Raw genomic sequence first — 14613 nt, 5'->3', positions numbered from 1 at the left:
GGGGGACGACATGGAAGAATGGACACCGTGACTTCACGCTTTGACTGCCAGGACCCGGACGACCGCGCCGCTGGAATCGAGGCGGCGACCACGGCGCTGAAGGACCGGCAATGCGTCGTGCTGCCGACCGACACCGTCTACGGCATTGCCGCCGACGCCTTCTCGCCCCAGGCCGTGGCCACGCTCCTGGCGGCCAAGGGCCGCGGGCGCTCGATGCCGCCGCCCGTGCTGATCCCGCGCCCCGAGACGCTCGACGGGTTGGCCGTCGACGTGCGCGCCGACGCGCGCGCCCTGGCGGGCGCCTTCTGGCCCGGACCCCTGACCCTGATCCTGCAGGCCCAGCCGTCCCTGACGTGGGACCTGGGCGAGACCCGCGGCACCGTGGCCCTGCGCATGCCGGACGACGAGCTCGCGCTCGAGGTGCTGCGCGCCGTCGGACCGCTCGCGGTCTCCTCCGCGAACCGGTCCGGACGCCCCGCCGCGGTCGACGCCGCCGACGCCGAGGAGCAGCTCGGGGAATCGGTCGAGGTCTACCTCTCGGACGGGCAGCGTCCCGCCGGGGGAGCCGAGGCGCTGCCCTCCACCATCGTCGACTGCACGGGCTCCGAACCCGTCGTCGTCCGCGAAGGCGCCCTGCCGCTCGAGCGGCTCCGCTCGGTCGTCGCCTCCGTGCGCTCCGCGTCCGGACCCGACGCGGCTGCCGGGGACGGGCTGACCGGAGGCGACGACGCCGACGACGCGTCGGAAGAGGCGGCCGGCCGCACGCCATGAGGATGTACCTTCTGCTGATGGGGCTCACCTTCGCGACGTCGTACCTCCTGACGCCGCTCATGCGCCGCATCGGCCTCAAGGTCCTCGTCGAGGCACCGTTGCGTGACCGCGACGTCCACGAGCGTCCCATCCCCAAGCTCGGCGGGGTGGCCATGGTCGCGGCGATCCTGCTCGGGCTCGGTGCCGGCACGCAGATCGATTTCCTCTCGGGCTCATTCCGCGATCCGGGGCCGGCGCTCGGGGTGGCCACGGCGGCCGTGCTCGTCCTCGTGCTCGGCGTGGCCGATGACGTCTGGGACCTCCGCTGGTACTACAAGCTCGCCGGGCAGACGGCGATCGGGCTCGTCGTGGCGGGCTCGGGCATCCGGCTCGAGGCGATGCCAGTGGGCTGGATCAGGCTCCCCGACGGGCCGATGCAGACCGCGCTCACCGTGCTGCTCGTGGTGCTGACCATGAACGCCATCAACTTCGTCGACGGGCTCGACGGGCTCGCCGCCGGGATGGCGGGGATCGGGGCGGCCGCGTTCTTCGTCTACTGCTACACGCTCTCGAGGACCATCAACCAGTTCGACCACTCCAACTTCTCGGCCATGCTCATGGCCCTGTTGCTGGGGGCCTGCCTGGGCTTCCTGCCGCACAACTTCCATCCGGCCAAGATCTTCATGGGGGAGTCCGGGGCGCTCATCATCGGCCTGCTCATGTCCGTCGCGGCCATCGCCGTCACGGCCGACGTCGGGGCCCAGGAGGGCTACCGCTTCCGCAACGTCCCCGCCTACATGCCGATCCTGCTGCCCGTGGCGGTCATCATGCTTCCGCTCCTGGACCTGGCCCTCGCCGTCATCCGGAGGACGGCGAGGGGACGCTCCCCGTTCTCGGCGGACCGGGGGCACCTGCACCACAAGCTCGTCGACGGCGGCTACACCCAGCGCCAGGCCGTCTGCCTCCTCTACCTGTGGTCCGCGCTCATCGCCTTCGGCTCCGTGTCCTTCATCTTCAAACAGCTCCACACGGGGATCCTGCTCACGGTCTGGGGGCTGCTCCTGCTGGGCGCCGCCTACCTCACGCTGCATCCGTGGATCCGGCGGACGCGGTCGCGCTAGCCCGTTCTATCTCGTGTAGAATTCAACACGGCCCTCGGGAGCCACGGACATGCCAGAGCACGACAGCGACGGGACGCGGATGACGCAGCACGCCAGCACGCAGGGGGGACCGGACATGCTCCGGGCCTCGGGGGAGACCCCGCAGCCCTGGCTCGGGATGCTCCGCCGCTGCTCCCTCGTCGGAGCCGCACTGACCGTCCTCGTGGCGGTCGTCGCGGCCATCGCCGCAGGGCCGGCCGCCGTGCCGAGCGTCCTCGCCGGCGCCGCACTCGTCGTCGTCTTCTTCGGCATCACGCTGGTGATCGGACATGTCGTCGGGCGGCGCAATCCCTCGGCGGCCCTTTCGGCCTTCGTCGTCGGCTACGTCGTCAAGGTCGTCGGATTCGGCGCGCTGGTCTTCGGCCTCGGCGTGCCGTCCTGGATCGACGGAACCTGGTTCCTCGTCTCGGCCGTGGCCATGGTCGTCGTCTGGCAGGCCACGGAAATGGTGGTCTTCTCGCGCCAGCGCTTCCAGCTCTACGCGGACCCCGAGCCCGAGACGTCCCCGGGAGGCTCCCGTGGCGCGGCTTGACCCGGTGTCCCGCGAGCCCGTCAACGGCTCCTGGACCCGCGAGTACATCAACTACATCCTTGGCGGGATCATAGCCTTCGGTTTGATAGGGTGGGGGCTGGATTACCTGTTGCATGCCCACTGGATCATGATCGCGGGCGCGGTTCTGGGTGCCGGTTCCGGGTTCTACCTAGCCCACCAACACCGCAAGGCCCATGCCTCCCGGCAGGCCGACGAATGACCCCGTAACAGCCCTACAACTTGATACGGCAGGACGCCGCCGACGCGGCCCGGCCGAGATGCCCAAAGACGGACACTGCAGAGAGGAAACGCGTTGATCGCGCTTGCGCTTCAGGCGGCCCCCCAAGAAGGCGGGTTCGTTCCGCCAGCCATCGAAGACTTGCATCTTCCCGACATCCTTCCGTGGGGGGCGGATTACGGGACGGGCTTCGGCAAGCAGATGCTGCTGGTCCTCCTCTCCGTCGCCCTGATCTCCTGGTTCCTCGTCGCGGCCTCGCGCCGCCGCCAGCTGGTCCCCGGGAAGTTCCAGTTCCTCGGTGAGGGAAGCTACAACTTCGTCCGCAACTCGATCGGCAAGGACCTGATCGGCGAACGGGACTTCAAGCCCTTCGTCCCGTTGCTCGTGACGCTGTTCTTCTTCATCCTGGTGAACAACTTCTTCGGCTCCGTGCCGTTCATCCAGCTGCCGACCACCTCCCACGTGGGCACGGCCTACGCGCTGGCCGGCATCGTCTACTTCTACTGGATCTACCTCGGCATCAAGACCCACGGCATCGGCTACTTCAAGGTCGCCGTCGTCCCGTCGGGCGTGCCGAAGGCCTTCCTGCTGCCCGTCGTGCTGATCGAGATCGTCTCCACGTTCCTCGTCCGTCCGGTCACGCACAGCCTCCGTCTCTTCGCGACCATGCTCTCGGGCCACATGATCATCGCCCTCGCCGCCTCGGGATCGGCCTTCCTGCTGACCCAGACCTCCGGCCTGATGCCGGTCCTCGGCGTGCTGACCATGGCCGGCGGCATCGGCATGTTCCTCTTCGAGGTCTTCATCCAGCTGCTGCAGGCGTACGTGTTCGTCCTCCTCACGGCGGTCTACATCCAGGGCTCCATCTCCGAGGCCCACTAGGGTCCACCACAGCTGTCCCCCCACGCCACCGGGGGGTCGACATTAACTCACAACCTGTCGGGCACCGCACCGGCATCTTGAAAGGAAAACAATGGAAATCCACGGTTCCCTCAACCTCATCGGCTACGGTCTCTCCGCCATCGGCGGCGGCATCGGCGTCGGCCTGGTGTTCGCGGCCTTCATCAACGGCGTCGCCCGCCAGCCGGAGGCCCAGCGCGTCCTGCAGCCGCTGGCCTTCATGGGCCTCGCGTTCACCGAAGCACTCGCCATCCTCGGCCTGGTCTTCGCCTTCGTCATCGGCGCCTAGCGTCCGCTGACCGGTTTCCGTAGGCACTGGCAATAGAAAGACGGGTGAAAAATGAACAACGCAGTCATTCTCGCGGCCGCTGAGGGTGCCAACCCGCTGGTCCCGAACTGGTGGGAAATCCTGGTCACCGTCCTCGGCTTCGCGATCCTGCTGTTCATTGTGAACAAGTTCGTCGTCCCGGCGTTCGAGAAGACGTACGAAGAGCGCTCCGCGGCGATCGAGGGCGGCATCGCGAAGGCGGAGGCCGCCCAGGCCGAGGCCAATGCCGCGCTCGAGGAGTACAAGCAGCAGCTGACCGACGCCCGCACCGAGGCCAATCGCATCCGCGAGGAAGCCCGTGCCGAAGGCGCCAAGATCCTGGCCGAGCTCAAGGAGAAGGCGGCCGCCGAGTCGGCCCGCATCACCGAGCAGGCCCACGTCCAGATCGAGGCCGAGCGCACGGCCGCCGTGGCTTCCCTCCGCAGCGAGGTCGGCACCCTGGCGACCGAGCTCGCGGGCAAGATCGTCGGCGAGTCGCTGCAGGACGACGCACGCTCCGCGCGCGTGGTCGACCGCTTCCTGGCCGACCTCGAGTCCCAGCAGAGTGCAGGTGCATCGAACTAATGGCAGGCGTATCGAGCGAGTCACTGGCCGCGGCGCAGGCCGAGCTGGAGCCCAAGCTGGCAACGGCGGACCTGTCCCTGGCGGAGGACCTCTTTGGCATCCTGGGCACGCTGGACGGCAACGCCGGCCTGCGCCGTGCCCTGACTGATCCGACGCGTGACGGCAAGGAGAAGGCCGCGCTGGTGTCGCGGCTCGTCGGCGGCAAGGTCTCGGCTCTCGCCGAATCCACCGCCGCGGACCTCGCCGCATCGCGCTGGCGCTCGGCGCGTGACATCGGGGACGCACTGGAGATCCTGGCCGCGACGGCCGCGGTCTCCTATGCGGAACGCCAGGGCAACGGTCCCGAGGGACTGGAGGCCCTGGAGGGTGAGCTGCTCCAGTTCACCCAGGTCGTCGGTTCCAGTCATGAGCTGCAGCGCGCGCTCGACGAGCCGCAGGCGGGGGCGGAGGCCAAGACGGCCCTGGCCCTCAAGCTCGTCCCGCACGCGTCCGACGCGGCGAAGACGCTGATCCGGCAGGCGGTGGCCGCCCCCCGCGGGCTCAAGCCCGGCGCCCTGGTGCAGCGGTTCCTTGAACTGGTGGCCAAGCGCCAGCAGCGGTGGATCGCGAACGTCAGCGTCACCCGTCCGTTGACCGGCGAACAGGTCGCACGGCTGCAGTCCGGCCTCAATCGGCTCTACGGCCGCGACCTGAAGATCAATGTCACCGTCGATCCGACCTTGGTCGGGGGCATCCGCGTGGAAGTCGGCGACGAGGTCGTCGACGCGAGCGCGGCAACCCGCCTCAGCGAACTCCGCCGCAGGCTGGCCGGCTGATCCGCACCGCGGAACAGCCCGGCCGAACCATAGACTGAACCACACATCGTTCACTGCGCGGACCGCGCGGTGATCACAACACAGGAGAGCAGGGACTGCAGATGGCCGAATTGACCATCAACGCCGACGACGTCCGCAATGCCTTGACCGACTTCGCGGCGTCCTACGAACCGGGCACCGCGCAGCGCGTCGAGGTCGGCCGGGTCACCACGGCAAGCGACGGCATCGCCAAGGTGGAGGGCCTCCCCTCCGTCATGGCCAACGAATTGCTGCGTTTCGAAGACGGAACGCTGGGCCTGGCCCAGAACCTCGACACCCGCGAAATCGGCGTCGTGGTCCTGGGTGACTTCACGGGCATCGAAGAGGGCCAGGAAGTGCACCGCACGGGGGAGATCCTCTCCGTTCCCGTCGGCGACGCCTTCCTCGGCCGCGTGGTCGACCCGCTCGGCACCCCCATCGACGACCTGGGCGACATCCAGGCCGAGGGGCGCCGCGCGCTGGAGCTCCAGGCTCCGGGCGTGACCCAGCGCAAGTCGGTCCACGAGCCGCTCCAGACCGGGCTCAAGGCCATCGACGCCATGATCCCGATCGGCCGCGGCCAGCGCCAGCTGATCATCGGCGACCGCCAGACCGGCAAGACCGCCATCGCCGTGGACACGATCATCAACCAGAAGGCCAACTGGGCTTCGGGCGATGTCTCCAAGCAGGTCCGCTGCGTCTACGTCGCGATCGGCCAGAAGGCCTCCACGATCGCGGCCGTCCGCCAGACGCTGGAGGACCACGGCGCCCTGGAGTACACGACGATCGTCGCCTCCCCGGCCTCCGATCCGGCCGGCTTCAAGTACCTGGCACCGTACGCGGGCTCCGCGATCGGCCAGCACTGGATGTACGGGGGCAAGCACGTCCTCATCATCTTCGACGACCTGTCCAAGCAGGCCGAGGCCTACCGTGCCGTCTCCCTGCTGCTCCGCCGTCCGCCGGGACGCGAGGCCTACCCGGGCGACGTGTTCTACCTGCACTCCCGCCTCCTGGAGCGTTGCGCCAAGCTCTCCGACGAGCTCGGCGCGGGTTCGATGACCGGCCTGCCGATCATCGAGACCAAGGCCAACGATGTCTCGGCCTACATCCCGACGAACGTCATCTCCATCACCGACGGGCAGATCTTCCTGCAGTCGGACCTCTTCAACGCCAACCAGCGCCCGGCGGTCGACGTCGGCGTCTCGGTGTCCCGCGTCGGCGGTGCCGCGCAGGTCAAGGCCATGAAGCAGGTCTCCGGCACGCTGAAGCTCGAGCTGGCCCAGTACCGCGACATGCAGGCGTTCGCGATGTTCGCGTCCGACCTGGACGCCGCGTCGCGCCAGCAGCTGACCCGCGGCGCCCGTCTCATGGAGCTGCTCAAGCAGGGGCAGTACGCCCCGTTCGCCGTCGAGGACCAGGTCGTCTCCGTGTGGGCCGGTACCAACGGCTACCTCGACAACGTGCCCGTCGAGGACGTGCGCCGCTTCGAGGGCGAGTTCATCGAGTACCTGCGCCACCGCACGGACGTGCTGAACACGATCGCACAGACGAACAAGCTCGAGGAGTCCACCGTCGATGCGCTGAAGGCGTCGATCGAGGACTTCAAGAAGGGCTTCTTCGGGGAGGGCGACGACAAGCTGGTCGCCGCCGGCCACGAGGAGCACGACGCCCTGGGCGAAGAGTCCGTGGACCAAGAGAAGATCGTCCGGCAGAAGCGCTGACGCCCCTGACGGCGGGGTGGCCGGCGTGAGCCGCCGGCCGCCCCGCCCCAGGGCAAGGAAAGGATAAACATGGGAGCCCAGATTCGGGTCTACCGCCAGAAGATCTCCTCGACGTCGTCGATGCGCAAGATCTTCAAGGCGATGGAACTGATCGCCACTTCCCGCATCGGCAAGGCGCGTGGACGCGTCGCGGCCTCGCTGCCGTACGCCAATGCGATCACCCGTGCCGTTTCCGCCGTCGCATCGCAGTCCGAGGTCGAGCACCCGCTGACCACCGAGCCGGAGCACATCCGGCGTTCGGCGGTCCTCGTGCTGACGTCCGACCGCGGGCTCGCCGGATCGTACTCCGCCAGCGTCCTGAAGCAGGCCGAGGCCCTGGCCGAGCTGCTGCGCGGCGAGGGCAAGGAAGTGAAGAACTACCTGGTCGGCCGCAAGGCGCAGGCGTACTTCGACTTCCGCGACCGCGAGTACGTGCAGGTGTGGACCGGCGGTACGGACGCCCCGGAGTTCGAGACCGCCCGCGAGATCGGCGCCGCCCTGCTCGAGGCGTTCAACACGCCCTACGAGGAAGGCGGCGTGGACGAGATCCACGTGGTCTACACGCAGTTCAAGTCCATGGTCGTCCAGGAGCCCGCGGTCATCCGACTGCTGCCGCTGGAGGTCGTGGAGGAGGACGTCGTCCAGGAATCGGACCTGCTGCCGCTCTACGAGTACGAGCCGGAACCCGAACAGGTCCTCGACGCGCTGCTGCCCCGCTACATCGAGTCGCGGATCTTCGCGGCCCTCCTGCAGGCTGCCGCCTCCGAGCTCGCCGCCCGCCAGCGGGCGATGAAGTCCGCGGGGGACAACGCCAGCGAGCTGATCAAGAAGTACACCCGGCTGCGCAACAACGCGCGCCAGGCGGAGATCACGCAGGAACTGTCCGAAATCGTGGCCGGCGCCGACGCCCTGAGCGCCTAGACCCGGCCGACACACCTAACCAACGCTAGACACCCAAGCGAAGTGAGAGAGATGACTGCCCAACTCAACGAGCAGGGAACCGCCGCCGCGGCGCCGGGAGCCACCGGCCGCATCGCGCGCGTCATCGGCCCGGTCGTCGACGTCGAATTCCCGGCCGACGCCCTTCCCGAAATCTACAACGCGCTCACCACCGAGATCACGCTCAACGGTGAGACCAAGACCATCACCTTCGAGACCAGCCAGCACCTCGGCGACAACCTGGTCCGCGCGATCTCGCTGCAGGCCACCGACGGACTCGTCCGCGGCACTGTCGTCCAGGACACGGGCTCCGCCATCTCCGTCCCCGTCGGCGACGGCGTCAAGGGCCACATCTTCAACGTCCTCGGCAAGCCGCTGGACGTGGAGGAGTCGGAGCTCCAGGTCACCGAGCGCTGGCCGATCCACCGCAAGGCCCCGGCCTTCGCGACCCTCGAGGGCTCCACGGAGATGCTCGAGACCGGCATCAAGTCCATCGACCTGCTGACCCCGTACATCAAGGGCGGCAAGATCGGCCTGTTCGGCGGCGCCGGCGTGGGCAAGACGGTGCTCATCCAGGAGATGATCACCCGCGTGGCCCGGAACTTCGGCGGCACCTCGGTGTTCGCCGGCGTGGGCGAGCGGACCCGCGAGGGCAACGACCTCTGGGTCGAGATGGAGGAGGCCGGCGTCCTCAAGGACACCGCCCTCGTCTTCGGCCAGATGGACGAGCCGCCGGGCACGCGTCTGCGCGTGGCCCTGTCGGCCCTGACCATGGCGGAGTACTTCCGCGATGTGCAGAACCAGGACGTGCTGTTGTTCATCGACAACATCTTCCGGTTCACGCAGGCCGGCTCCGAGGTCTCCACCCTGCTCGGCCGCATGCCGTCCGCCGTGGGCTACCAGCCGAACCTGGCCGACGAGATGGGCCTCCTGCAGGAGCGCATCACGTCGACCAAGGGCCACTCGATCACGTCGATGCAGGCCATCTACGTCCCGGCCGACGACTACACCGACCCGGCCCCGGCCACGACGTTCGCCCACCTGGACGCCACGACCGAGCTCTCGCGTGAGATCGCCTCGCGCGGCCTCTACCCGGCGATCGATCCGCTGACGTCGACGTCCCGCATCCTGGACCCGCAGTACATCGGCCAGGACCACTACGACACGGCCGTGCGCGTCAAGCAGATCCTGCAGAAGAACAAGGAGCTGCAGGACATCATCGCGATCCTCGGCGTCGACGAGCTGTCCGAGGAGGACAAGATCGTCGTGGCCCGTGCGCGCCGCATCCAGCAGTTCCTGTCGCAGAACACCTACACCGCCAAGCAGTTCACCGGCGTCGAGGGTTCGACCGTGTCCATCAAGGACACGATCGAGGGCTTCAAGGCCATCTGCGACGGCGACCTCGACCACGTCGCGGAACAGGCCTTCTTCAACATCGGCGGGCTCGACGACGTCGAGCGGGCCTGGGCCAAGATCCAGGAACAGACCAAGTAGCCATGGCCGAACTCGAAGTCGAAATCGTCGCCGCGGACCACTTCGTGTGGTCCGGGGCGGCGACCATGGTCAAGGCACGCACCAGCGACGGCGAGATCGGCGTGCTGCCGGGCCACACCCCGGTGCTCGCGATCCTGGCGGAAGGGGTCCTCGAGATCCAGCCCGTCCAGGGTGCCCGCATCGTGGTCAACGCCGACGGGGGATTCTTCTCCGTCGACAAGGACCGCGTGGTGATCGTCGCCGACAACGCGCAGATCGACGAGTCCGCCACGGCAGGAAACCGATAGTCCTGCCTTGAACGACGTCGGCCTCCCGTTCGCCATCCTGGCCGCAGCCCTGCTGCTGATCCTGATGGCCCTCGGCGCCATGGGGCTGCGCCGCTTCCAGCTGCGGCGCGCCCTGGGCACGTTCGACGCCTCCATCTCCACCGCCTCCGGGCGGTGGATGATGGGGGTTTGTCGTTACGGGGAGAACCACTTGGAGTTCCTGCGGCTCTTCTCCGTTTCCCCGGTGCCGCGGCGCCGGTTCCTCCGTTCGTCGCTGGAGCTCAGGGGCTGGCGCGATCCGCTGGACGAGGAGTCCGGTCGGATCCAGCCTGGCAGCGTCGTCGTCACGCTCGACTACCGCGGCGAGAGCGTCCTGCTGGCGATGGACTACGGCGCGTACACGGGCCTCAGTTCATGGCTCGAGGCCGGTCCCGTCGTCGGGGTCGGGACCTGGCGTTAACGCACCAAGGGGCGCCACCTTCACAGGTGGCGCCCCTTGGCGTTGGCGGAGCTGCGGTCCGGTCTAGAGCGCCGAGACGCCGGTGGCCTGCGGCCCCTTGGCGCCCTCGCCGATCTCGAACTGGACCCGCTGGTTCTCCTCGAGCGTGCGGAAGCCGTTCGACTGGATCTCCGAATAGTGCACAAAGACGTCGTCCTTGGCGCCGTCCGGCGTGATGAATCCGAAGCCCTTTTCGGCATTGAACCACTTGACGGTTCCCTGTGCCATGCGTGTTTCTCCTACGGTGTAGCGCGTACGGCCGAAGCACCTCACTCCGGCCGGGTGGTACCGATGCGAGGAACCCGGCGGCCGGAGCCGCGGCTTCCACACCCGCAACCTGCTTTGCGGGTATGACAAACACCAACACAAAGACTGAGTCCAGCATCACATACCGGCGTTGGCTAGGCAACGGTTTTAGGCCAACGTTTCGTGAATGTCCGGTTTCACGTCGGTGCGGGGCGTCAGTCCCCGAGGGGGTCGAGCCGGCGCCCCTGGCGGTAGACGCCCAGGAGTCCGAGTCCGGGATCGAGCACCAGCACGTCGGCGCTGAATCCCTGGTGGAGGGAGCCCGCCTCGTCCGCCAGGCCCAGGACGGCGGCCGGGACGGACGTCGCGGAGACGACGGCGACCTGCAGCGGGACGCCGGCCGCCACGGTGGAGCGCAGGACGTCGAGCATCGTGGCGGTCCCGCCGGCGAGGGAGCCGCCGGCGCCCAGCCGTGCCTCGCCGCCGCGGACGCTGACCTGCTGCGGACCCAGCTCGTAGTCGCCGTCCGGGAGTCCGGCGGCGGACATGGAGTCGGTCACGAGCGCGATGTTCTGGGCCCCGAGCAGGGAGAACACGGTGCGTACCGTGTCCGGGGCCAGGTGCACGCCGTCGGCGATGAGCTCGACGACGGCGCCCCCGGCCGCGGCTGCTTCGAGGCACGCCGCGACGGGGCCGGGGGAGCGGTGGTGCAGCGGCGGCATGCCGTTGAACAAGTGGGTCACCGTCGGCTTCTCGGTGTAGCCGTCGAATCCCGCCGAGGAGAGCTCCTCGGCGGCGAGCCGCAGGGACGCCGCCGTCGTCGCGGCATCGGCGTCGGTGTGCCCGAGGGAGGGGACGACGCCGTGGGAGGCGAGCTGCTCGACGAGGGCATCGGCGCCGTCGAGCTCGGGCGCGTACGTCATGGTCCGCAGCTGGCCGCGCGCCGCCTCGACGAGTTCGTCCACGAAGTCCGGCTCCGGCTCGGAGATGTGGGCGGGATCCTGGGCGCCGCAGCGGACCGTGGAGACGTAGGGGCCCTCGGAGTGGACGCCGGCGAGCAGCCCCTCCTCGGCGAGGGACGCGAGCACGCCGGCGGCATCGAGCATCGCGGCGCGGTCGGCGGTCACGAGGCTCGCGAGCAGCGTCGTCGTCCCGGAACGGTGCAGGAAGTCAACGGCCCGCCGGGCGGCCGCCTCGTCGCCCGCGGGGAAGTCGCCGCCGTTGGCGCCGTGGCAGTGCAGGTCGATGAGCCCGGGCAGCAGGAGGGAGCCGGCAGGCACGTCGACGCGTTCGAAGTCCTCGCGCTCCTCCCACTCGGCGAATTCCGCGGCCGTTCCGGTGAAGGCGATCCGGTCCCCTTCGAGGGCCAGGACGCCGTCGGGGATGTCGAGGCCGTCGGCGATGATGTGGCCGGGGATCCAGCGGTGGGAGGCGCTTCCGTCCGAGTACATGGAACCATCATAGGGGCCGGTCCCCGTGGCCTTGACGGTGGGGACCGGGCCTAGAACAGGCGTGACGCGGAGTCGTCGACCCCGCGCATCGCGTCGTAGTCGAGGGTGATGCACTCGATGCCGCGGTCCGTGGCCAGGGTGCGGGCCTGGGGCTTGATCTGCTGGGCCGCGAAGACGCCGCGGACGGGGGCGAGGAGGGGGTCGCGGTTCATCAGCTCGAGGTAGCGCGTGAGCTGCTCGACGCCGTCGATGTCGCCGCGCCGCTTGAGCTCCACGGCGACCGTGGCGCCGCCGGCGTCACGGGCCAGGATGTCCACGGGGCCGATCGCGGTCATGTATTCGCGCCGGACCAGGGTGTACCCGGCGCCGAGGGTCTCGATCTGCTCGGCCAGGAGGCGCTGGAGGTCCGCCTCGACGCCGTCCTTGATGAGCCCGGGATCGATCCCGAGCTCGTGGCTCGAGTCGTGCATCTTCTCGTGGATGCGGATGACGAGGCGGTCGTCGCTCTTGGCGTGCTGGACGTTCCAGACCTCCGCGACGCCGGCGGCGGCGTCCTCCTCGTCCGCGGGCACGGACCGCATGGAGGCCGGGGGGCTCATCCAGTTCAGGGGCTTGTAGGAGCCGCCGTCGGAGTGGACGAGCACGGAGCCGTCGGCCTTGACCATGAGGAGCCGGGTCGCGAGGGGAAGGTGGGCGCGGAGGCGGCCCTCGTAGTCCACGGAGCAGCGGGCAATCACTAAACGCACACGAGCACTCTACCGGCTCGGTGCGGGCGCTTCGGCACCCGTGTTGCACAATAGGGGCATGCCCCGCTCCAATCGACCGCGCCGCTCCGCGTCCGGACGCGCGGGCAACAAGTGGGCCAGGGCGGAGGACGACGCCGGGGCGCCACTCGAGCGCTCGCGCTACGGCCTGCCGCAGCTCCAGTCGGGACGGGACGGGCAGTGGCACGTGCGCTCGATCGCTCCGGCGCGCGCCGGCAAGGACTACACGTGTCCCGGGTGCCACCGTGCCATCCCGCCCGGGACGGCGCATCTGGTCGCCTGGCGTGCGGACGACTGGCGGGGCGACGATCGCGCGGCGGCCGATCGGCGGCATTGGCACACGCATTGTTGGGCGACGCGCCAGACGGGAGCCGGCTACTAGCCGGGCTTCCGCGCCCGGGCCGGCGGGTTCGCCGTGGCGCGGCCCGGGATCAGAGGCGGTCCTGCCGGGCGATGAAGACCTCGCGCAGCAGGAGCATCGACGCCGCCGCGAGGGGAATCGCCATGAGCGCCCCGACGATTCCCATGAGCGCGCCGCCCGCGATGACGGCGATGACGGCAACGGCTCCGGGAACGGCGACGGCCTTCTGCATGACGCGCGGCGAGATGAAATAGGCCTCGAACTGCAGGTAGGCGAAGTAGAAGACGGCGTAGACCACGGCGGTCTGCCATCCCGCGGTGAGGGCGACGAGCGAGACGAGGATCCCGGCCGTGACGGCTCCCACGAGCGGGATGAAGGCCAGCAGGGCCACGGCGACGGCGAGCAGCAGCGAGAACGGGACGTCCGTGATGCTCATGAGGATGAAGGCGTAGGTGGCGTTCGCGAGCGCCACGAACGCCTGGCCGATCACGTAGTTGCCGACGCTGTTGGTGATCTGTTCCGAGAGGGCCTGGACGCGGTTCCGCTTCGAGCGCGGCGCGAGGCGGTAGGCCCAGACCTTGATCGCGGGGAGCGAGGCCAGGAAGTACACGGCGAGGACCAGGACGGTCAGCGCCCCGAACATGCCCTGCGCGATGACGGTACCGGCCCCGATGACGCCGCCGAAGAGCCCGCCCACGTTGTCCGGATTGGAGAAGAACTTGTTGACCTCCTCCTCGAGCCGGTCCCTGACCTGGAACTGCTGGTCCGCGGTGAGGAAGAACTCGGAATTCAGGAAGTCGTCGACGAATCCGGGGGCCCGGGCGACGAACTGGGCAGTCTGGTCGACCATGGTCGGGATGAGCGTCGCGAAGACGGCCGCGAAGGCCGCCGCCAGGAGCAGCACGGCGGCGACGACGCCCAGCGGCCGGGGGGCGCCGCGCTTCTCGAGCCAGCGGACGATCGGATCCAGGCCCAGGGCGATGAAGAGCGCGAGGGAGATCCACACGAGGAGCGGCCCGACGTTGGTCAGGACGAAGTACCCGAGCAGGGCGAGCCCCACGCCGACGGTGCCCATGAAGCCCGTCTGGACCGGGTGGCGGAGCGTCGCGGACCCCAGTTGGCGTTCCGGTTCGTCGCCCTCCGGCTCCGGGGGCATGTCGTAGTGCGGGTATCGCGGTGGCAGCGCCAGGAGGCGGCGGACGCGGTCGCGCAGCCCCGCCGGCGCGGCCGCGACGGCTGCGGGCGTCGCCGGAGTGCCGCTTGCCGTCCGGAGGGGCGCCTCCTGCGGCGCCGGCTCGACGGGGGGCTGGTGGGTCGTGGCCGGTTCGCCGCCGCCCCCGGCCGCGACCGGCTCCGGCGGCAGGGAGGCCCCGGGGGAGTTGTCCTTCTCGTCCTTCGTCACGGGTCGAGCCTACCGGCCCGCCGGGGCTTCCCCCGTGGTTCGGGACACAGCGGGGAACCGCTGCGGTAACCAATTCGTTATCATTGGGAAGCGGCGGTGCGCACCCGTGTGCCCACCGCGGCGTCG

General features: G+C 69.3%; 17 protein-coding genes. 13 read left to right on the top strand and 4 right to left on the bottom strand.

Translation table 11 applies throughout. The annotated features are described in order from the left end of the window. The first annotated feature begins 18 nt into the window (after positions 1-18). The 13 genes from AC0QR5_RS05205 (at position 19) to AC0QR5_RS05145 (ending at position 10224) form a co-directional block, all read left to right on the top strand. Positions 19-771, top strand: coding sequence for an L-threonylcarbamoyladenylate synthase (locus tag AC0QR5_RS05205; RefSeq protein WP_430632839.1), 753 nt, complete (start codon positions 19-21; stop codon positions 769-771). Beyond that, entirely contained in the window at positions 768-1871 is a 1104-nt protein-coding gene (locus tag AC0QR5_RS05200; RefSeq protein WP_329860998.1) for an MraY family glycosyltransferase, read from the top strand. The genes AC0QR5_RS05205 and AC0QR5_RS05200 overlap by 4 nt, the downstream gene beginning before the upstream one ends. 49 nt (positions 1872-1920) lie before the next feature. Beyond that, on the top strand, positions 1921-2442 hold the full coding sequence (locus tag AC0QR5_RS05195; protein WP_329860997.1) for a Cg1360 family ATP-synthase-associated protein: 522 nt from the start codon (positions 1921-1923) through the stop codon (positions 2440-2442). Further along, the gene (locus AC0QR5_RS05190; RefSeq protein WP_329860996.1) at positions 2429-2662 is read left to right on the top strand and encodes an AtpZ/AtpI family protein; all 234 of its coding nucleotides are present in this window, start codon (positions 2429-2431) and stop codon (positions 2660-2662) included. The genes AC0QR5_RS05195 and AC0QR5_RS05190 overlap by 14 nt, the downstream gene beginning before the upstream one ends. Before the next feature lie 93 nt (positions 2663-2755). Beyond that, entirely contained in the window at positions 2756-3562 is an 807-nt protein-coding gene (gene atpB / locus AC0QR5_RS05185) for a F0F1 ATP synthase subunit A (RefSeq protein WP_329860995.1), read from the top strand. A gap of 91 nt (positions 3563-3653) precedes the next feature. After that, the gene (locus AC0QR5_RS05180; RefSeq protein WP_329860994.1) at positions 3654-3869 is read left to right on the top strand and encodes an ATP synthase F0 subunit C; all 216 of its coding nucleotides are present in this window, start codon (positions 3654-3656) and stop codon (positions 3867-3869) included. 51 nt (positions 3870-3920) lie between these two features. Next, complete coding sequence (locus AC0QR5_RS05175; protein ID WP_329860993.1) at positions 3921-4472, top strand: F0F1 ATP synthase subunit B; 552 nt, start codon at positions 3921-3923, stop codon at positions 4470-4472. After that, entirely contained in the window at positions 4472-5287 is an 816-nt protein-coding gene (locus tag AC0QR5_RS05170; protein WP_329860992.1) for a F0F1 ATP synthase subunit delta, read from the top strand. The genes AC0QR5_RS05175 and AC0QR5_RS05170 overlap by 1 nt, the downstream gene beginning before the upstream one ends. A gap of 101 nt (positions 5288-5388) precedes the next feature. Then, positions 5389-7026, top strand: coding sequence for a F0F1 ATP synthase subunit alpha (gene atpA / locus AC0QR5_RS05165; RefSeq protein WP_329860991.1), 1638 nt, complete (start codon positions 5389-5391; stop codon positions 7024-7026). 69 nt (positions 7027-7095) lie between these two features. Beyond that, positions 7096-7986 carry a F0F1 ATP synthase subunit gamma gene (locus AC0QR5_RS05160; protein ID WP_329860990.1) on the top strand — a complete coding sequence of 297 codons (891 nt, stop codon included), beginning with the start codon at positions 7096-7098 and terminating at the stop codon, positions 7984-7986. A gap of 51 nt (positions 7987-8037) precedes the next feature. Next, the gene (atpD, locus tag AC0QR5_RS05155) at positions 8038-9498 is read left to right on the top strand and encodes a F0F1 ATP synthase subunit beta (RefSeq protein WP_329860989.1); all 1461 of its coding nucleotides are present in this window, start codon (positions 8038-8040) and stop codon (positions 9496-9498) included. Positions 9499-9500: 2 nt separating this feature from the next. Next, positions 9501-9785, top strand: a complete 285-nt coding sequence (locus AC0QR5_RS05150; protein WP_329860988.1) for a F0F1 ATP synthase subunit epsilon — start codon at positions 9501-9503, stop codon at positions 9783-9785. A 7-nt stretch (positions 9786-9792) separates the two neighbouring features. Further along, on the top strand, positions 9793-10224 hold the full coding sequence (locus tag AC0QR5_RS05145) for a DUF2550 domain-containing protein (protein WP_329860986.1): 432 nt from the start codon (positions 9793-9795) through the stop codon (positions 10222-10224). 63 nt (positions 10225-10287) lie between these two features. Here AC0QR5_RS05145 and AC0QR5_RS05140 read toward each other — a convergent pair whose 3' ends face one another. The 4 genes from AC0QR5_RS05140 to AC0QR5_RS05125 form a co-directional block, all read right to left on the bottom strand. Further along, entirely contained in the window at positions 10288-10491 is a 204-nt protein-coding gene (locus AC0QR5_RS05140) for a cold-shock protein (protein ID WP_329860985.1), read from the bottom strand. A gap of 233 nt (positions 10492-10724) precedes the next feature. Continuing rightward, entirely contained in the window at positions 10725-11960 is a 1236-nt protein-coding gene (locus AC0QR5_RS05135; protein WP_329860984.1) for an N-acetylglucosamine-6-phosphate deacetylase, read from the bottom strand. A gap of 50 nt (positions 11961-12010) precedes the next feature. Further along, entirely contained in the window at positions 12011-12706 is a 696-nt protein-coding gene (gene nucS, locus AC0QR5_RS05130; RefSeq protein ID WP_329860983.1) for an endonuclease NucS, read from the bottom strand. 449 nt (positions 12707-13155) lie between these two features. Further along, positions 13156-14487 carry an AI-2E family transporter gene (locus AC0QR5_RS05125; RefSeq protein WP_430632844.1) on the bottom strand — a complete coding sequence of 444 codons (1332 nt, stop codon included), beginning with the start codon at positions 14485-14487 and terminating at the stop codon, positions 13156-13158. Between the last annotated feature and the right edge of the window lie 126 nt (positions 14488-14613).

This window comes from Arthrobacter sp. J156, assembly GCF_056172865.1.
This window is presented reverse-complemented; position numbering and strand designations above follow the sequence as displayed.

Coding starts and splice junctions, on each gene's coding strand:
- atpA (WP_329860991.1), top strand. CDS start 5,389: ATGGCCGAATTGACCATCAACGCCGACGACGTCCGCAATGCCTTGACC.
- atpD (WP_329860989.1), top strand. CDS start 8,038: ATGACTGCCCAACTCAACGAGCAGGGAACCGCCGCCGCGGCGCCGGGA.
- AC0QR5_RS05195 (WP_329860997.1), top strand. CDS start 1,921: ATGCCAGAGCACGACAGCGACGGGACGCGGATGACGCAGCACGCCAGC.
- AC0QR5_RS05160 (WP_329860990.1), top strand. CDS start 7,096: ATGGGAGCCCAGATTCGGGTCTACCGCCAGAAGATCTCCTCGACGTCG.
- AC0QR5_RS05135 (WP_329860984.1), bottom strand. CDS start 11,960: ATGTACTCGGACGGAAGCGCCTCCCACCGCTGGATCCCCGGCCACATC.
- AC0QR5_RS05200 (WP_329860998.1), top strand. CDS start 768: ATGAGGATGTACCTTCTGCTGATGGGGCTCACCTTCGCGACGTCGTAC.
- AC0QR5_RS05140 (WP_329860985.1), bottom strand. CDS start 10,491: ATGGCACAGGGAACCGTCAAGTGGTTCAATGCCGAAAAGGGCTTCGGA.
- AC0QR5_RS05170 (WP_329860992.1), top strand. CDS start 4,472: ATGGCAGGCGTATCGAGCGAGTCACTGGCCGCGGCGCAGGCCGAGCTG.
- AC0QR5_RS05205 (WP_430632839.1), top strand. CDS start 19: ATGGACACCGTGACTTCACGCTTTGACTGCCAGGACCCGGACGACCGC.
- AC0QR5_RS05180 (WP_329860994.1), top strand. CDS start 3,654: ATGGAAATCCACGGTTCCCTCAACCTCATCGGCTACGGTCTCTCCGCC.
- AC0QR5_RS05150 (WP_329860988.1), top strand. CDS start 9,501: ATGGCCGAACTCGAAGTCGAAATCGTCGCCGCGGACCACTTCGTGTGG.
- AC0QR5_RS05175 (WP_329860993.1), top strand. CDS start 3,921: ATGAACAACGCAGTCATTCTCGCGGCCGCTGAGGGTGCCAACCCGCTG.